Origin of the sequence: Streptomyces sp. NPDC001292, from assembly GCF_042896465.1 — a bacterium.
Taxonomy (GTDB): domain Bacteria; phylum Actinomycetota; class Actinomycetes; order Streptomycetales; family Streptomycetaceae; genus Streptomyces.
In genome coordinates, this window is sequence record NZ_JBIAXG010000029.1 from 14,572 (window position 1) to 32,432 (window position 17,861).

Below are 17,861 nucleotides of genomic sequence, written 5' to 3' on the forward strand. Positions count from 1 at the left end.
TATCACGCTCCGAATCGGGCTTTGAGGCCATCGAGTACCGCGCTGAGGATTTCTCGATCGACACGTTCGGCGCGGGGGACGGGCTTCCTCGTGATGACGAAGCCGCCCTCTTCCAACTCCGCCAGAAGAATCCGGACGATCCCCAGCGGCAGGTGCGTATGGCCGGCCACTTCGGCGACGGACAGAAAGCCGTCCGTGACCATCTCCAGAACCTGGCCCGCCTCCGGGGAAAGCATGCGGCCGGCGGCGGATGCACCGTCCTGCGCCGACACGAGGGTCGTGCGCTCGTAGGCGTGGTCCGGGGGCAGGGAACGCCCGTTCGTGACCACGAAGAGAGGCACTAATGCGGAGGTCAGTTCGAGATCGGGCTCGTCGTTCACTGGCTGCTCACCGCCCCCTGTGGTGTCAGATGCGCGCTCAGCCGGGGCACCACCTGGTGCAGACGGGTCGTGAACTCCTCGATGTCGGCGTCGTGGTCGGCCGCCGCGGCCAGGAAGGCGCGGTGACCGGCCGAGATCAGGAAGATCCAGCCGTGCTGGAACTCGATGACCGTCTGCCGCCACCGGGCGTGCTCGTGCACACCGGCGAACTGCGAGGTGGCGCGGCTGTAGGCGTGGATGCCCGTCATCGCCGCCGAGATCGTGTCCGCCAGGTCCTGGCTCATGCCCGTGGTGGCCCCGCGGGGCAGACCGTCGGAGCCCAGCAGTACCGCGTGGCGGGCGCCCCGCACCTCGCTGACCGCCTCGTCGAGGTCGGCGATCGGAACGCCGGTTCCCCGCCTGCCGCCCTGCTGGCCCCCGGCGCGGTCGGAACGCTCGGCCGCGGCCTCCGCGTTCACCCTGGGGGGCGAGGTGAGGTTGTTGCCGAGCCTGGCGACGAGCCGGTGCATGCGGAAGGAGATCTGCTGCATGTCGACGTCGGGCGCCGCGGCCGCGGCGAGGTAGGCACCCTGCCCCGCCCCGATCAGGAAGATCCAGCCGTGGGAGAACTCGATGATCGTCTGGTTCCACTGCCTGTCCTCGCCCGGACCGGCGAAGTGGGAGGTCGCCCGGCTCAGTGCCTGCATCCCCGCCATGGCCGCGGATATGGTGCGCACGTCCTTCTCCGACATGCCGTCGGTCGCGCCGCGGGGGAGACCGTCTGCGGACAGCAGAACAGCGTGCCGCGCCTTCGGCACGTTGCTCACGATGTCCTCGAGCATCCACGACAGGTCGTTGGTCATGTGTTATCGGATCCTTCGAACGGAGCCGCGGAGAGGTTCCGGCCCGAGAGCGTGCCGCGCTGGAAGGCTCCCAGGCTTCGGCCGGCGCGGCCGGCCTCGTCCGACGGCGCGACGGGCTCTGCCGGGTCGTCGCTGTCGGGAACAGTGTCGGGAACACTGGCGATGGGCACCTGGCGCGCCCCTCGCTTGGGCAGGCCGTGTGCGGTACGCGTCCCGGACTCGGAGCGGCCCGTCGCGCTGCGGATCGGGCTGACCTGGGAAACCTCGGCCGGCGCGGTCTCCTCCTCGGTCCACAGCTCCTCCGGCAGCAGGACGACCGCCCGGACGCCGCCGTAGCGGGAGATGCCGGTGACGTCCACCCGGAATCCGTACTGCTGGGCGAGCAGGCCGATGACGGGGAAACCGAACTTCGGCTGGTTGCCCAGCTGGGACAGCCGAGGGCGGAGCTCACCGGACAGCAGGGTGGACGCCTTCTGCCGGTCCTCGTCGTTCATACCGACACCGGCGTCGTCGATGACGATGCACAGGTTCTTCTGCACCCGCTGGAAGGTCACCTCGATCGGCGAACCCTGCTGGGAGAAACTGGCGGCGTTGTCGAGGAGTTCCGCGACGGCGAGAGCGACCGGGGAGACCGCGGACGCCTTCAACGCAAAACCGGTCTGCTGCATGATTTCGACGCGGCGGAAGTTGCGAATCTGTCCCTGCGCGCTGCGCACCACGTCATAAACGCTGGCGGGCTTACTGCGGCGACCCAGCGGCGCACCGCACATCACCGCGATACCCTGAGCCTTCCGCGCCATTTGCGCATTGGAGTGGTTCACCTCCAGCAGATCTGCCAGCACGGCGTGGCCGCCGTACTTCCGCTGAATTTCCTCAAGAAGCGCCAACTGCTCGGCCGCAAGGCTCTGCAGAAAGCGAGCAGAGCCCTTGAGGACGGCCTTGGTGCTTTCCTCCGCACCCTCTTCGGCCTCTCGGATGGTCTGGTCGTGCTCGGCCTTGTGGCGCTGCAATTCATGCCACACCGTGGCAAGTTGCCCCTCGGCCTCGCTCAACTTCTGCGTGTAGGCAGCCTCGGCCTGGCTCTTTTTCGTCGTCATGGCATTATTTCGACGATAGAGCACCAGGGCCGCGGCGACGGCGAGCACCACCGCGGCAACCAGGCACCAAACAAGTGCGTCTCGAATCATGGAAACCTTTCCTGGCGTTTAGCCTGCGGCCGTCGGTGGGTGGCGCCTCGTGGGAGTCCGCGGCGCAACCGCTCAGAACGACCCGACCGCTGTTGCGTTGAGAGCAGGCCGACCTCAATGCAGTGCCCGAGCCGAGTGGACCAAGGTCACAGACGCGGGGATGCTATCACTCACTTAGGGCACCCTCCGCAACTCCGGGAGAGCAAGTGCCCGACGCCGTTCGCCACTTGGTCGCGTCCTGATATGCGGGGTGTTGCTTCCTGTGGGCGGTCCGTTAACCGTCAGGTGTTCGCCGCATAAGGCAGATTGCGCTATATCTACCGTTTGTACGGTCAAGTCGCCACACATAGCTTCTACCTGACGGCCAGTCGTAGCGACCAGCGCACCACACGCTCACAACCCCGCACCGCTTTTTTCACAGACGACGCTGCCCACGCCCACGGGTCATTACGCAAGGACGGCTCCCGGGCGTCCAGCGGTTCCCGGCGTGCGGCACGGTCAGCGGATCGAAGGTGATCCGGATGCGTGCGCCGCCGGTCCAGGTCACTTCGACGCCGGTCTCGTCCGACGTGCGGCGGGCAGACCGGCGTCAGAGGTCCCGACTGCCCGCCGGGCACCGGCGTTGGCGGTCACCGCCGGCTGTCGCACGGGCGCCGGGACGGGTGCCCGGCCGCGATCCACCGGCGCACCACGGCCCGCGGCAGGCGTCCGTCGGCCGCGATGACCTCCTCGGGTATGCCGGAGGACCAGGCGGCCAGCGCCGCCCTGTGCAGTGCGGCGGCGCGGACGGCGAGGCCGGCCCGGTACGCGGCCGCCGAGCCGCAGGCGAGCTTCGGGGCGTCCTCGGCCAGTTGCCGGGCCGCCCGGCGGACGGCGCGGCGGGCGTGCAGCACGTCGAGGTCGCTCATGCCGCCACCGCCTTCCGCGTCGTGCCGAGAGGCGCGTCGTCCGGACGGCGTTGCGGGTCCCGGACACCGCGCTCCAGGGCCGGCCGCGCGACGAGCCGCTCCAGACCGCGCGCCGGGTCCCCGGCCAGGCGGACGGCGGCCCACGGGCCCGTGTTCTCACCGTTGTCGTGTTGCCCCCGGCCCGTCGCGACGACGATCCCGCCGCCGGTGCCACGGACGCCGCCGCCCTCGCGGTGGGTGACCCCGCCGCCGAGGAAGCCGGTGCCGGAGACGACGCAGGAGGCGACGCGGGTGGGGCTGCCGGAGTCGCGGACCGCCGCGCAGGAGAGGGCGAACCGCGTGGCTCCGCAGGCCACCGGGGCGTCGGTGCGCGGGCCGGCCCTGCGGGCGCGCCGCCTGCGATCGAGGCTGGTCAGAGCGCCGCAGCCGAAGCCGGCCGCCGGCCGGAGAGTGACATCGAAAGTGGTCGGGTTCGCCATGGAACCTCCCCTCGCCCCGCGGGAGCGGGGCAGGACGAGGGCGCGGCGGCCGCCGGCGCGGCGCGCGGCCGCGGGCTACCGGATGCCCGAGGAGCTGGGGGACACGGGAACGCGGGGCCTGGGACGGCCTGGACCACTACTGGAGTCCATGTCTCTCACCTCCTCGGTGCCGATGGCGGACCTCCACCGTACTTGCACATCAATGCAACCAGATACCCGGGCCTTTCGGGGCCGCCGGGCCCCGCCCGTCCTGGCGGCCCCGTCAGTCGACCGGCCACGTGTGGCCCGGGGCGTTGAGGTGCATGTAGTCGACGTACTGCTGCGTCATGCGCCGCAGCGCCTCGTGCCGGCCGCAGTGGCTGGTGGCGTCGATGTGGTGGAACATCTCCTTCTGCCAGATCGCACCGTTGCGGCCGGTGACGCACCGCTGCTCGATGATGCCGAGCAGCGGCTCGCGCCAGGCGTCGTCCATGCCGGAGTGCTCCAGCCCCCGGTGGGCCAGCGGAAGCAGCCGCCGCAGCACGAGTTCGGCCACCGGCACCTCGCCCATTCCGGGCCAGTACAGCCGTGCCTCCATGCCGTGCCGCGCCGCGGTGTGCAGGTTCTCCTCGGCGGCCGAGAAGGACATCCGCGACCACACCGGCCGGTCCTCCTCCACCAGGGCGCGCGTGAGCCCGTAGTAGAAGGCGCCGTTGGCGAGGGTGTCGGCGACGGTCGGACCGGCGGGCAGCACACGGTTCTCCACCCGCACGTGCGGCTTGTCCTGGGAGATGGCGTAGACGGGGCGGTTCCAGCGGTAGATCGTGCCGTTGTGCAGGGTCAGCTCGGCCAGCTCCGGGATGTCGCCGCGGTCGAGCGTCTCCGCGGGGTCCTCCTCGTCGCACAGCGGCAGCAGCGCCGGGAAGTAGCGCAGGTTCTCCTCGAAGAGGTCGAAGACGCTGTTGATCCACCGCTCGCCGAACCACACCCGGGGCCGTACCCCCTGCACCTTGATCTCCTCCGGGCGGGTGTCGGTCGCCTGCTCGAACAGCGGGATACGGGTCTCGTGCCACAGTTCCTTGCCGAACAGGAACGGTGAATTGGCCGCCAGCGCGACCTGGACCCCGGCGATCGCCTGCGCCGCGTTCCAGTAGCCGGCGAACTCCTCCGGGGAGACCTGGAGGTGGAACTGGGTACTGGTGCACGCGGCCTCGGGAGTGATCGTGTCGGCGTAGGTCCGCAGCCGGTCCACGCCGTCCACCTCGATGTGCAGATCCTCGCCCCGGGCCGCGAAGACCTGGTCGTTGAGCAGCCGGTAGCGCGGGTTCTCCGACAGCGCCGCCTCGCCGACGTCCTCCTGCCGCAGCGTGGGCAGGATGCCGATCATGATCAGATGCGCGCCGACCGAACCGGCGCGGTCCTCCGCGTGGTTCAGCGCGGCGCGGATCTCGGACTCCCAGGCGTCCGGACCTCCCTCGGTCAGCCGGCGGGGCGGGATGTTGATCTCGAGGTTGAACCTGCCCAGCTCCGTCGACCAGGCGGGGTCCGCGATCGCCTCGAGCACATCGCTGTTGCGCATCGCGGGCTCCGCCCCGTCGTCGCCCAGGTTCAGCTCGATCTCCAGCCCCACCTGGGGGCGCTCGGACTCGAACCGTGACTCGCGCAGCATCTGCGCGAACGCGTCGAGGCACTGCTGCATCTTGATCCGGTACCGGCGGCGGTCCTCGCGGGTGAAGACCAGCGCCGGGACGTCACGTCCCATCGGCCCTCCCGGAACCCCCTCCTCGGACACCTGACCTCCCCAGCGTCGCATCACCGGGCGGCCCTGACCAGGCGAGGGCGGGAGGGCCCGCGCACGTACCGGGCGCGGGCCTGATACGGCCCTCCGGACGGTCACCGCCACCGGGCGAGCCGCTCGACCGGGCGTGGAGCGCAGGACACGGGCCCCGTCGGCGTCCGCCGTGATCTTCGAGTGGCAGGCCGTGTTCATCCGGGCCGCGGCCGTGCACGCGGGGGTCGTCGAGCGGTATTTCGTCACACCTGTCGCAGGCGACGACTACGCCCGGCTGACCGGCTCGCTGCGGGAGATCCACCGGGCACTGCGCGACGGCACCGACTGACGCGCCCCGCGCCGAATCCGTCGGTCTTACGGCCGTCGCACCCTTCGGCCTTACGGCCGCCGGAGCCGGCGGACGGCGCTCTCCGGCGGGCGCTCGCGCAGCGCACCGTAGGCGAGGAAGTACGCGGGCAGCCGCCGGACCAGCCGGGATCCGGTGAGCAGGCCGGCGGTGCGCCGGGCCCGGTCGGCGCTGCCGAGGGGTTGCCGCCCCCGCAGGACGGGCGCGATGAACCCGGCGTGGGCGGCCCTTTGCAGCGCCTGCGTCACGACGGTGGTGGGTCGGCGGCGGCGCTGCACGGCGCGTACGTCGCGCAGGCCCACGGTCCCTCGGCGCAGCGGCCCGGCCAGGTGCCGGGCGGCGGCGACGGCGTCCTCCACGGCGAGGTTGATGCCGATGCCGAAGACCGGGGACATCGCGTGCGCGGCGTCGCCGATGCACAGCAGCCCCGGCCGGTGCCAGCGGCGCAGCCGGTCCAGCCGCACGTCCAGGAGCTTGACCTCGTCCCAGGAGCGCAGCGTGTGCGTGCGGTCCGCGGCCCAGGGCACGGCGCCGGCGAAGTCGGCCAGGAAGCGGTCGAGGCCGGCGGCGCGGCGCTCGGCGTCGGTGCCCTTGGGGATGAGCGCGGCGCACTGCCAGTACGACCCGCGGTCGATCATCGCGGTCAGGAAGCGGTCGCCCGCGCCGCCGACCAGTCCGCTCGGGTCGCCCTCGTGCCGCGGCAGCCGGAACCACCAGGCGTCCATCGGGCAGTCGAAGCGGCGCAGCCCCAGTTCCGGTCGCGAGCGGGCCAGTGAGCCGCGGCCGTCGCAGGCGACCGTGAGGACCGCGCGCAGTTCACCGGTGCGACCGTCGGAGGTGCGGTAGCGCACCCCGGTGACCCGGCCGCGTTCGATCAGGAAGGAGGTCGCCTCGGTGTTCATCCGCACCTCGAAGGACGGCTCGCGCCGGGCCTCGTCCACGAGGAGGTCGAGCAGGTCCCACTGGGGCACCATCGCGACGTAGTTGTACGGGCCGGGAAGCGCCGCGAGGTCCGCGACCGTCACCATCGACCGGCCGGGGCCGGCGGGCAGTTGGACGGTGCGCACCCGGCGCTGGGGCAGCCGTGCGAAGCGCTCGGCCAGACCCAGGTCGTCCAGCAACGCCAAGGTCGAGGGGTGCACGGTGTCGCCGCGGAAGTCCCGCAGGAAGTCGCCGTGCTGTTCCAGGACGGTCACCGCGACGCCCGACCGGGCCAGCAGCAGGGCGAACACCATGCCCGCGGGGCCGCCGCCCACCACACAACACGTGGTCCGTTCCATCACGCCCTGCCTCTCAGGAGAGCAGTAATTCATCGGCCGATGAAAACTATACTCCCCGCGGGGCGGGCGTACGTCCCCCTGTGCGGCCCGATCCGGAACCGCGGCTCGGTCGTGGTCCGCCGGGTCCGGCGGGCGCAGGTGTGCCCCGTGCCCGCCGGGAGACCGGTCCGCGGCGCGGTTCAGCGCCGGTCGGTGCCGGTCGGTGTCCGTCAGAAGGAGACGCTGACGCTCGCCTGGCGGTACTGGCCGACGGTGCCCAGAACCTGTTCGCCGGTGGCGGCGACCTGGGTCAGCACGTCCGAGTCGCTGACCGCCGTGGGGCCGACGGCGACGCCGGCGTGCGGGCTCAGGCCGCCGGAGACGTTGTCGAGCTCGGCCTCGGAGATCTCGGCCGTCTGGATCCGGGGAGCGGAGTTCATGAAACTTCCCTTCGTACTGATGTCCGTCGACGAGGGCCGACCCGCTGGGGACAGAGTGCGGGCCGCGACTGGATCACCCCCGCGACGTGAAGGATCCAAGCACGGAGCCGATCAGGGTCTCCACTCAACCTGTACCGCGCATCAGGGAGTTGTCCGCGGCGGTGATCCATCTGTGCAGACATGCCCACGACTTCGGAGCCACTTCCGCACACCCCGTACGACATCCGGGTGCCGATAGCGCCTCCGTCGCCGTTCCGCATGCGTGACCCGCCCTGGGCGGTGCGCCGCCGGCAGGTCTCTGTGTGGTTCCCTCACGCTTTGTGTCGCCTTCGCGTATTCAGTGTGCAGGTCTACCGAAGGCCGATGGCTGTTCGACGTTGGAAGCGGGCGGTCACCGATCGGCTGCGGGCCGTACGGATGGCCGGCGTGGCCCGTTGACCCCCGCACGGCTTCGCGCGGCCCGCGGCCCGCGCCGGACAGCGGGAGACCGGCCCGGGGAACGGGAATCGGCCCTCCTGGCCGAGGGAGGGAGAGCCGCGTCCAAGGCCGCCTCCGTTCCCTCGTGCGGCGGCATGGAGGGGGGTGTCAGTAGTCCGAATGCGACGCTCAGGTGGTGGGGCGTCAGAATTCCGCTGAAGGTGATCACGTCGCCTCTGCGATTCCCGATTGAGTGGGCGTTGGGCCGGCTCTCGCAGTCGTGACGGAAGGAACACCCATGCGTATCACCCGTACTCTGTTCACCTCAGCGGCCCTGGCCGCGGCTGTGGCGTTCTCCGCCCCTGCTGCGAGCGCGGTGACTGTGACCGCGTCCCCCTCCTCGCAGCAGCAGGCAGTCAAGGCCGACGACTCCGGCGGCGAGGACTCCGACGACAACGACAGCGACGAGGGCAGGAAGGGCGAGGACCGCGGTGGCCGTGAGAAGGGCGGCGAGGACCGTGAGAAGGGCGGCGAGGACCATGAGAAGGGCGGCGAGGACCGTGACGAGGACCGTGGCGAGGGCCACGGTAAGGGTCACGAGGGCCGGCCGCACGGTGGCGTGGACGCCGGCGGGGGAGCCTTGGCCATGATGAACGCCGACGGCGGCAGTGGCCGTGACGAGGGCGAGCGTGGTGACGGCGACGAGGATCGCGGTGGCCGCGAGAAGGGCGGCGAGGACCGTGACGAGGACCGTGGCGAGGGCCACGGTAAGGGCGGCGAGGACCGTGACGAGGACCGTGGCGAGGGCCACGGTAAGGGCGGCGAGGACCGTGACGAGGACCGGCCGCACGGTGGCGTGGACGCCGGCGGTGGTGGGCTGGCCCAGTCCTCCAACACCCTCGGCCTCGGGGCCGCGCTGCTGGTCGGCGGCCTGGGCGCCGGTGCGTACATGCTCCGCCGCCGTCAGGCGTCGGACCCCTCCGCGGTCTGATCGGGCCGGTCTTGCTTGTCGCTGGGCTGCCGCGGTCTGCGTCACCTCCTCAGGAGGGCAGCGCAGTCCGCGGCAGCGGCGGCCGACCCGAACCGTCGCCCCCGGCCAGTACCACCTCTTGACGAAAGGCACCGTCCATGGCTTCTCAGCAGCCGCCCCAGACGGAGCAGAGCGGGACCAAGCCCACCGCGCGTCGTTACCGGCTCCGCCTGCTGTGGCCCGCGGCAGCGGTCGGGCTGGGCATCGCGCTCATTCACAACTCCCTGGTCACCGCGCCCGTGGCGCACCCCAAGCACACGAACCGTCCGGCGGCGGTCGCCTCCCGGGCACCCGCACAGGCCGAGCCGAGCGCCCACGCCAGTCCCAGTCCCAGTCCCAGTCTCAGTCCCAGTCCCAGCATCAGCACCGGCACCGGCACCGGCACGAAAGTCGACGACAAGTCACTCCGCCGATCGCAACCGACGCGGCTCTCGATCCCGGACATCGGGGTGGACGCGCCGTTCACCAAACTGTCCGTCAACGCCTCGGGACGACTGAACCCACCACCGGCCGACAACACCAACATGGTCGGATGGTTCAAGGGAGGGCCGTCGCCAGGCGAGCGCGGAGCGTCGATCGTCGTCGGTCATCTGGACACCAAGACCGGTCCCGCGGTCTTCGCCGAGCTGGAATCGCTCGAACCCGGAGCCGTGGTGGACATCACCCGCGCGGACGGCACCGTCGCCCGCTTCAAGGTCGACTCCATCGACTCCTTCAGCAAGGCGGACTTCCCCGACGACAAGGTCTACGCGGACACCGCGACTCCCCAGCTACGGCTGATCACCTGTGGCGGGAACTTCGACCGCGCCAACCACGGCTACGAGGAGAACGTGGTCGTGTTCGCCCACCTCGACTCGAGCTCGCGCAGCTGACGAACCGGGAAGGGCGCGTGCCGCCCCCACCCCGGCCTGCATGGCTCGCCGCCCGGCGCTCCAGCGGCGACAATGGACTGCCGGGAGCGGTGAGGTGGTTGCGATGCCCGCATGGCACCTGCGCGACTATCGCGACGACGATCTTGACCAGGCGATCCTGATCTGGGAGGAGAGCCGGCAGGTCAACGAGGACCCGGTCTTCCCGGTCTCGGAGGTGATGGCCGAGGCCAGGGCCGGACAGAACGCCGTGGTCGCCGTCGTGGGTGACGAACTGGTGGGCATGGCGGCGGCACGGGCGAGCGGTCAGCGCGGCTGGGTCCTCCTGGTGGCGCTCGCCGCCCGGTGGCGTCAGCGCGGCATCGGCAGTGCCCTCCTCACCGAGCTGGAACGGCGCATGAGGGCAGTGGGTGTGCGTCGCATCAGCGCCCTGCTGCCACCCGGCGCCGCCGGGACCGCCGCCTTGGAGCACTGCGGCTACCGGTTCCGGGACGACCTGGTCTACTACGAGAAACTCGAACCGCACGGACCCTCCAACGCCGGCGCCCTCACGGAACTGGGCGGTCGCATGCTTCCCGAGGGGCTCTGGGACGCCATGGCCGGCATGGAACGGGAGAAGCAGGTCGTCGAACGACGTGTCGTGCTCCCCCTGGCGGAGCCGACGCTCGCCGACCGCTACGGCGTCGCCCCGCCGAAGGGGGTCATCCTCTTCGGCCCGCCCGGCACCGGGAAGACCAGTTTCGCCAAGGCGGTGGCCTCACGGCTCGGCTGGCCGTTCGTGGAACTCTTCCCGTCCCGGCTCGCCGCCGACACGAGCGAGGGGCTGGCGGCGGCGCTGCGGGAGGTGTTCGCGGACCTGGCGGAACTGGACTCGGTGCTGCTCTTCATCGACGAGGTCGAGGAGATCGCCGGCGTGCGCTCAGGCATGGCGGTGGACCCCGGACACGGGGTGACCAACGAATTGCTGAAGCTCATCCCCGGCTTCCGCGAGCACGACTCCCGGCTGCTGGCCTGCGCCACGAACTCGGTGCGTTCCCTCGACCCGGCGTTCCTGCGGCCGGGCCGGTTCGACTACGTCATCCCGATCGGACCCCCCGACGCGACGGCCCGCTCGGCGATCTGGGACCGCTATCTCCGGGCCACCGACTCGGTGGACGTGGCCCAACTGGTCGCCGCCAGCGAGCTGTTCACTCCGGCCGACATCGAGTTCGCCGCCCGCAAGGGCGCGCAGGCCGCGTTCGAACGCGAGGTCGCGCATCGGCAGGGCCGTCCGGCCACCACCGAGGACTACCTCGACGCCATCGCCGACACCCGGCCCACGCTCACCGCTCAGGCGATCGAGGAGTTCACCGAGGACATCGAGAAGTACAGTCGCCTCTGAGACGGGCGACGATGCCGGGCCGACGTCGACGACGAAGCCGGCGGCCGGCGGTGACGGCGCGGTCGGGCGGGAGGCAGGTGTGGCGAGGTCACACAACAGGGCGGCGCGGCGCCGGCGAGCGCGGCGCCGCAGAGCCGCGGCCGCCGGCGCGGGCGCCGACCGCGCGTCCGGCGCACCGCGGGCCGCCGGGCGGAACACCGGTGCGCAACGGCAGCGGACCCTGCGGAAACTGGCCGATCGAGCGGATGCGTCCACGGCTGCCCCGATCCGGCGGCTCCTGTGGTGGTGTGGGTCCGCCGTGTTCCTGATCGGCATCGCGCTGCTGGGGACCGTGGCCGCCTCCGCGGTGGGATGGGCGGGCACCCCGGGCGTGTTCACGGCCCGCGAGTGCCATCGGGAGGCGAGCGGCAGGGGAGGCAAGGGCACGGCCTGCTCCGGGCTGTTCGTCGCCGAGGACGGAAGCCTCGTCGACACGGCCGCGGCCCTGCACTGGGCGGAGGGCGAGGAAGGAGCACGGATTCGGGTCCGCACCCTGACCCTCGGCGGCTACCAGAGGGAGAGCGCGCTCGACGCGGCACTGGTCGCCGTCCTCATCGCGCTGCTGGCCGCCCCGGCGATCGGCTGCGCGTTCGCCGGCCTGTCCCGCCAGAGCCAGGACCGCCTCGCCGCCCGGCTGCCCGGTCCGGTCTTCAAGTCCTATGTGCGTTGGAGGTCCTGACGGTGCGGGGCCGTCGTCCCGACGGACGACCAACCGGGCATCCCGCGTCTATCCCGGCAAGTGGCGCGCAGGATGCCGCCGCCGTGCTGGACGCGGACGGTCGCCCTGGCGCCGGGCGCGTGTTCGCGGATGTTGGCCAGCGCCTTCTGCACGGTGCGGTAGACGGCGCGCTGAATCGGGGGAGGAAGGCCGTCGGGCAGGTCCGTCTTCCGTTCCGCCTCGATGCCGCTGCCGTCCACCAGCCGCCGCAGGTCGGCGAGGGACGGCCGGGGGGTGAGCTCGGTGGGGCGGCTGCCGGAGGCGCGCAGCACGCTGACCATGTGCCGCAGCTCGTCGAGGGTCTCCACACTGAGCCGCGGTGGCCGCGGCCGGATGGCTCCGGCCGGTCGGCCGGGTGCCTCCGGAAAAGGGATATGTACGCCGTGCCGGTTATTTGGCAAAGTCTGGGGGCATGACGCAGAACGTATCGTCGGCCGTGCCGTCCGAGGTGCCGTCCGAGCCGTGGGCCGAGCCCACCGCCCCCTGCGCAGGGCCGCCGTCAACGGGACGGCTGATCGGCATCGACCTCGCGCGCGGACTCGCGGTCTTCGGCATGTACTCCGCCCACGTCGGCCCCGACGTGACCGTGGGTGGACCGGTGGGGTTCCTGCTGGAGACGGCACGGGGCCGCTCCTCGGCGCTCTTCGCGCTGCTGGCCGGCTTCTCGCTGATCATCATGACCGGCCGGCCGCGCCCCCGGACCGGGCGGGCCGGCCGCCAGGCCGTGGTCAGGATCTTGATCCGCGCCGCCGTGCTCGTGGCCCTCGGTTACGCCCTGACCGCCCTCGACACCGGCGTCGATGTGATCCTCAGCTTCTACGGACTGCTCTTCCTGGCCGTCCTGCCGCTGTACCGGCTGCGGGCCGGCGTCCTGGCGCTCATCGCCGCCGCCGGAGCGCTGGTCCTGCCCCAGATCCTCTACGTGCTGCGGAAGTCGATCGAGGAGGGTCACTGGGCGGACGCTGTGGTCGCCCGGGACCCGCTGGCCCGGATCACCGGCACCAACGGCATCGTCGAACTGCTGTTCACGGGGGGATATCCGGTCCTCGCCTGGATTCCGTTCCTGATCGCCGGCATGGCGGTGGCCCGGCTCGACCTCACCCGGCCCGGCGTCCGGTCCCGGCTGGCCGCCGTCGGCGGCGCCCTCGCACTCCTGGGCTACGGCGGCTCCTGGCTGGCCCTGCGCATGGTCCCGCGCGCCCTGTCTGCCGTCTCCGCCGCCACGGACGGCGGCTCGGCGAACTCGGCGTGGTGGTCCGACCGGGTCGGCGAGACCGGCAACCACATCCCGCCCGCCTGGCTGCTGGTGGCCGCACCTCACAGTGAGACGACGTTCTCCATCCTCGGCAACACGGGCGTGGCCCTGGTGGTGATGGCCGTGTGTCTGACCGTCGCCGACCGGCTGCCGAGGCTCACACGCCTGGCCGGACCGGTCGCCGCGGTCGGTATGACCGCGCTGACCGTGTACGTCCTGCACATCGTCGCCCTGTGGTTCCTCTCCGACGTCTGGCACGTGGCCGCGATCGACGACGACAGCATGTCCGCGCTGCCGGTGCTCCTCACCTTCATCGCCGCCGCCCTGCTGGTGGCCACGGCATGGACCCGGCTGTTCCGGCGCGGCCCCCTGGAGTCCCTGCTCCACATGGCCACCAGTCCGGCGCGGCACGTCCCGTGACAGAGCCTGCCGCCACCGGCGGTGAACACACCGGTGGCGACAGGCCCGGGTGGTGCCGCTACGGCCGGTCGGCCGGGGGGTACCCGGTGGGCAGGTCCACCGGAGTGCCGTACACGCGCATCTCGGCGGCGGCCGCGAACGGCTGGCCGTTGAGAGCGTTCAGCGCGGTGAACCTCACGTAGGAGGCGCGCACCGAGGGGAAGGAGATCCGCTGCATCTGCGGCGAGTCGACGAGGGTGCCCCTGGCCACCGTGGTCCAGGTGCGGCCGTCGTCGGAGACGGCGACCTCGTAGTCCGCCACACGGCCGTTCTGCCCACCGCTCTGCCGGTCGAGGTAGCCGAAGCCGTTCACGTCGGCCGGACCGGCCGGCTTCAGCGTCACCCAGTGCGGGTACGGCGCGTTCCCGTGGCTGTAGTCGGTGTGCCAGATGGTGCCCGGGTCACCGTCCAGCACGTTGGACACCGGGCCCTCCGCCGGCCCCGAGGAGAGGTTCTCCGAGTCGGCGGTCGCCGTCATCGAGCCGGGCGAGAGGACCGGCACGGTCGAGACCGTGGCCCTGGCGTCCGCCGACACCGTCTTGGTGACTCCGGAGTCGGCGTAGACGGCCGTCGCCTTCCAGGTCGCCGACGTCCCCGCGGCGCTCGCCGGCGGGGTCAGCACCCAGGTGGTGCTCACGGTCGCGCCCGGCTTCACGCTGTCGAAGAGGTTGCCGTCGCGCTTCGCGACCAGCGCGGTCCAGCCGTCGGGCAGGCCGTCGAGCCGCACGGCGACGTTCGTGACGTCGCTCTGCTCGTTGTTGGTGAACGTCGTGACGTACTCGCCCGGCACGCCGGGGCTCAGGTCGGCGCCGGCCGGGGTGGTCACGCTCGCGCAGGCGGCGCCGCCGCTCACCGGGCCGAGGTCGGACACGCGGAAGTCGTCGAGGACGAAGTCCGTACCGGCCGCGCCGCCGAGCTTGCGCAGGCCGACCCAGGTGTCGCCGCAGCCGGCGACGATCTCCTCGGAGTAGGTCGCGGTGCCCAGCGCGGGGGCGAGGGTCTCACGGGTGATGTCCTTGGAGACGACCGTGCCGTCCCCGACCCGGTCCGCTCCCGTCACCCAGGCCCACTGGCCTTCGACGTTGGTCTGGTACCGGAACGAGACCGCGTACTTGTGCCCGGCGACGAACGGTACCGTGGCGGGCACCGTGCGGTACACCAGGCCCCTGTTCTCCTCGTGGGCCTTCAGCGAGTGCTTCCCGCCGACGACGTCGTCCACCGCCTGGCCCTCGAGGGTGCCCGAGGCGTAGGGCGAGTAGGTGTTCTTCCAGGTCTTCTGGCTGTACGGGGCGTGCAGGTCGCTGATGCTGGTGCGCGGGTCGGTGGAGCCGCCCGCGTCGCCCTTCACGAACGGCCCCCAGCCGGGCTGGTTGCCCTCGAAGTCGTCGTGGGCGACCACGGTGCCGCCGGACGGGCCGTCCTCGCCGCGCGGCAGCGGCGTGGAGGTGTCGGCCATGATCCGCAGGTCGTCGAGGGTGACCGCCGCGTCCCCGGCCGCCGCGCCGATCGCCACGGTGACCTCGCCGTCGGCGGGCGCGGTGAAGGCGACGGACGCGCGCTGCGCGTAGGTGCCCTGCTTGGAGTCGGCGGCCATGGTGTTCCGCAGCGGGGTGGTGTCGAAACCGTTGTGGGCCTTCTCCCCGTCGCCGGTCACGCCCAGGGTGACGGCGCGGCGCTGCCCGGCGGCGACCTCGACATGGGCGCTCAGCGTGTACCGCCGGCCCGGCTTGAGGTCCTTGACCTGCTGGGAGATGCCGGACTCGCCGGCGCCGAGCCGCACGACGTTGTCACCGGTGGCGCTGCGCGCGACCGCCGCCCCGCCCCGCGGGTTCCAGGCGTCCAGGCCGCCGGCGTTGAAGCCGGGGTCGACCAGGCCCGTGCCCTCGCCGTAGTGCGCGTCCCGGTGCGGAGCCTGGTTCCCGTTCGGGACCAGGACGTAGGGCTGGTCCTTGTCGCCGGTGAGCGTCACCCGCCCGTCCTGGGCCTTCACCTGGGCGGCCTTCACCCGGCCCTGGTCGGTGAGCTCGTACAGCGTGAAGTTGCGGATGGAGGCGAACTGCCGGGTCAGGTCGAAGGTGTGGGTGCCGCCCGAGGAGCTGTAGTAGTACATCTTGTCGGCCCGGCTCGGCGAGGAGGTGCCGTTGCCGCCCTTCGCCTCGCCCCAGGGCAGCAGGTAGGTGCCGCCGTCGAGCACGACCGTGCCGTCCATCGACACCTGGCGTCTGCCGTCGGCCATCGCGACCCGGACGCCACCGGTGAGGGAGGCGGACTTGCCGAAGTCCCAGTTCATGACCTGGTAGTGCTGGAGGAACTTGGTCGGCAGGTTGTCGGTCCAGATGTTCCGGTAGAAGGCGTTGAAGTCGTCGTGGCCGGTCCAGCCCTCGAACTCCTTGACGCTGGCCCCGCCCAGCAACGGGTCCACGTTCCACACGTCGCGGTCGGAGTTGGCGATGAACCGGACGATGTTGGAGTTGATGCCCTTGTTGGTGGCGCCGCCGTAGCCCTTGTCGCTCGCCCAGTGGGACCAGGTCGACGTGCCCTCGAACTTGTAGGCCCACTCGGTCGCGATCTCGAAGCCCATCGTCCGCAACTGCGCCGCCAGCGAGTCGGCCAGCCAGCCGCTGGAGTAGTAGACGTCGATGTAGAGGCCCTTGATGCCCGGGGCCTCGTGGCGCAGCTGCTCGAACCGGTCGAGGACGGCTCCGGAGCCCAGGTCGGCGCGCTGGTCGATGTGGTACGACTGGTTCAGCCAGTTCCAGCCGTTGACCTGGCCCTTGACCAGGGCCTCGCTGAAGTTCTGCGCCTGCGGGTACGCCTCGGTGGCGTTCACGTGCACGGCGAAGTCGGAGTTGTACTCGGCACCGGCCTTGGTGAGCTTGTTGAGGTCGGCGAGCCCGCCGGCCCGGGTGTTGTAGTTGCCGCCGTAGTCCGGGTGGGCCGAGTCGTGGCCCTCGCTGGCGTAGCCCTTCTCCAGGACCCACTGGCCGAGGTCGTCCGTGGCCATCGACACGCGCTTGACGTTGTCGAGCGTCTTGAGGAACGGATTGGTCGCCTGGCTGGCGAAGTTGAAGGGGATGTGCTGCACGACGCGCTCGGGCACCCGGTCCGCGCCGAGCGGCCGGGGCATGTGGTCGCGGTAGGCGATCGCGCCGTCCTGCCAGTCCACCCGGCCGTCGCCGTTGGCGTCCGCGGCGAGCACGACGGTCGCCTTGGGCAGGGCGTACGTCCTCACCCGTGGGTCGGTGGCGCCCCGGGGCGCGTAGGTGTAGGTGCCTGCCGACAGCTCCGCGCGCCGGGCGCCGTTCCCGGCGTCCACGATCCGCGACTGCAGGCGGGTGTTCCAGTTGTCGTTGTTGTCCTGCGCGGAGTCGTCGGTGGCGTTGGTGATGACGCCGCCGGCCAGGTCGCCGTTGCTCACGAAACCGTACGGCGTGCCGACGGCGGCCTTGTCAGGGGCCGTGGCGGCGGTGATCGGCAGGAACTCGTCGGCCGTGGTGGTCGAGTTCGTCGAGATCTTCGTACGGGCCAGGGTCGTGCGCGGGGAGGAGGAGTCGGCCGAGACGAGTGACTGGTCGGGGATCGACAACTGGTCGACGGTGGAGGCGGCCGCGCCCTCGATGCTCTTCACGGCGAAGACGACGGTCCTGTCGTCGGTCACCGTGATCGTCGAGGTGATGGTGAGGTCCGGCAGATCGGCGAAGACGGAGGTGTACTCGGCCTGGTTGCCGTGCGCCTTCATGGTCGTGGTGGCGGTGTGCGCCTTGCCGTTGACGGTGAAGGTGTCCAGGGCGCGCGCCTGGCCGCCGAGCGTTCTGCCGCCCATCGTGTAGGAGATGACCTGCGGGAATTCCTTGGCCACCTGGACCGTCAGACCCGGGCTGGTCAGTTCGACCGGGGTCGCGGGGTTGTCCGGGGGAGCGGGTGCGGCCGTCGCGGGCGCGGCGGCCGGGTCGGCATGGGCCGGAAGGGCACCGGCCGACAGCGTGCCCAGCGCGAGCAGCGCGGCGGTCGCTGCGGCGGCGCCTGTTCTTGACCGGGGTGTGCGTCGAGGGCGTTGCGAGTGGATGGCATCCACTTGGGG

General features: G+C 71.5%; 15 protein-coding genes and 1 pseudogene. 6 read left to right on the forward strand and 10 right to left on the reverse strand.

Annotation, left to right across the window (positions count from 1 at the left end):
- Positions 1-2 precede the first annotated feature (2 nt).
- From ACFY4A_RS26915 to ACFY4A_RS26940, 6 genes are all read right to left on the reverse strand, one after another.
- Positions 3-380 carry a DUF742 domain-containing protein gene (locus ACFY4A_RS26915; protein ID WP_390831921.1) on the reverse strand — a complete coding sequence of 126 codons (378 nt, stop codon included), beginning with the start codon at positions 378-380 and terminating at the stop codon, positions 3-5.
- Positions 377-1,222 carry a roadblock/LC7 domain-containing protein gene (locus ACFY4A_RS26920; protein ID WP_390831922.1) on the reverse strand — a complete coding sequence of 282 codons (846 nt, stop codon included), beginning with the start codon at positions 1,220-1,222 and terminating at the stop codon, positions 377-379. Before ACFY4A_RS26920 ends, ACFY4A_RS26915 begins: the two co-directional genes overlap by 4 nt.
- Positions 1,219-2,409, reverse strand: coding sequence for an ATP-binding protein (locus ACFY4A_RS26925; protein ID WP_390831923.1), 1,191 nt, complete (start codon positions 2,407-2,409; stop codon positions 1,219-1,221). Before ACFY4A_RS26925 ends, ACFY4A_RS26920 begins: the two co-directional genes overlap by 4 nt.
- A 629-nt stretch (positions 2,410-3,038) precedes the next feature.
- On the reverse strand, positions 3,039-3,317 hold the full coding sequence (locus tag ACFY4A_RS26930; protein ID WP_390831924.1) for a hypothetical protein: 279 nt from the start codon (positions 3,315-3,317) through the stop codon (positions 3,039-3,041).
- Positions 3,314-3,796, reverse strand: a complete 483-nt coding sequence (locus tag ACFY4A_RS26935; protein ID WP_390831925.1) for an MgtC/SapB family protein — start codon at positions 3,794-3,796, stop codon at positions 3,314-3,316. The genes ACFY4A_RS26930 and ACFY4A_RS26935 overlap by 4 nt, the downstream gene beginning before the upstream one ends.
- A gap of 262 nt (positions 3,797-4,058) precedes the next feature.
- A complete protein-coding gene (locus ACFY4A_RS26940) occupies positions 4,059-5,537 on the reverse strand; it encodes a glutamate-cysteine ligase family protein (RefSeq protein ID WP_390831926.1) in 1,479 nt (492 codons plus the stop codon).
- Positions 5,538-5,700: 163 nt separating this feature from the next.
- On the opposite strand from ACFY4A_RS26940, the gene ACFY4A_RS26945 reads away from it, so the two are divergent.
- Entirely contained in the window at positions 5,701-5,895 is a 195-nt protein-coding gene (locus ACFY4A_RS26945; protein WP_390831927.1) for a hypothetical protein, read from the forward strand.
- Positions 5,896-5,945: 50 nt separating this feature from the next.
- On the opposite strand, the gene ACFY4A_RS26950 is transcribed toward ACFY4A_RS26945, so the two are convergent.
- Together ACFY4A_RS26950 and ACFY4A_RS26955 are read right to left on the reverse strand one after the other, a co-directional pair.
- Complete coding sequence (locus ACFY4A_RS26950; RefSeq protein ID WP_390831928.1) at positions 5,946-7,193, reverse strand: FAD-dependent oxidoreductase; 1,248 nt, start codon at positions 7,191-7,193, stop codon at positions 5,946-5,948.
- A 209-nt stretch (positions 7,194-7,402) separates the two neighbouring features.
- Positions 7,403-7,612 carry a hypothetical protein gene (locus ACFY4A_RS26955; RefSeq protein ID WP_390831929.1) on the reverse strand — a complete coding sequence of 70 codons (210 nt, stop codon included), beginning with the start codon at positions 7,610-7,612 and terminating at the stop codon, positions 7,403-7,405.
- A gap of 715 nt (positions 7,613-8,327) precedes the next feature.
- On the opposite strand from ACFY4A_RS26955, the gene ACFY4A_RS26960 reads away from it, so the two are divergent.
- From ACFY4A_RS26960 to ACFY4A_RS26975, 4 genes are all read left to right on the forward strand, one after another.
- Complete coding sequence (locus tag ACFY4A_RS26960) at positions 8,328-9,020, forward strand: hypothetical protein (protein WP_390831930.1); 693 nt, start codon at positions 8,328-8,330, stop codon at positions 9,018-9,020.
- Between the two features lie 137 nt (positions 9,021-9,157).
- Complete coding sequence (locus ACFY4A_RS26965) at positions 9,158-9,931, forward strand: class F sortase (protein ID WP_390831931.1); 774 nt, start codon at positions 9,158-9,160, stop codon at positions 9,929-9,931.
- Between the two features lie 94 nt (positions 9,932-10,025).
- Positions 10,026-11,309 (forward strand): ATP-binding protein, encoded by a 1,284-nt coding sequence (locus tag ACFY4A_RS26970; protein ID WP_390831932.1) that lies wholly within the window; start codon positions 10,026-10,028, stop codon positions 11,307-11,309.
- A gap of 298 nt (positions 11,310-11,607) precedes the next feature.
- Positions 11,608-12,027, forward strand: a complete 420-nt coding sequence (locus ACFY4A_RS26975) for a hypothetical protein (protein ID WP_390831933.1) — start codon at positions 11,608-11,610, stop codon at positions 12,025-12,027.
- Positions 12,028-12,086: 59 nt separating this feature from the next.
- Here ACFY4A_RS26975 and ACFY4A_RS26980 read toward each other — a convergent pair.
- A pseudogene (locus ACFY4A_RS26980) lies at positions 12,087-12,383 on the reverse strand (two-component sensor histidine kinase); the annotation flags it as partial.
- 95 nt (positions 12,384-12,478) lie between these two features.
- On the opposite strand from ACFY4A_RS26980, the gene ACFY4A_RS26985 reads away from it, so the two are divergent.
- Positions 12,479-13,741: a DUF418 domain-containing protein gene (locus ACFY4A_RS26985; protein ID WP_390831934.1), complete on the forward strand. Its 1,263-nt coding sequence runs from the start codon at positions 12,479-12,481 to the stop codon at positions 13,739-13,741.
- Between the two features lie 58 nt (positions 13,742-13,799).
- Here ACFY4A_RS26985 and ACFY4A_RS26990 read toward each other — a convergent pair whose 3' ends face one another.
- Positions 13,800-17,855 (reverse strand): endo-alpha-N-acetylgalactosaminidase family protein, encoded by a 4,056-nt coding sequence (locus ACFY4A_RS26990; RefSeq protein ID WP_390831935.1) that lies wholly within the window; start codon positions 17,853-17,855, stop codon positions 13,800-13,802.
- Positions 17,856-17,861 lie beyond the last annotated feature (6 nt).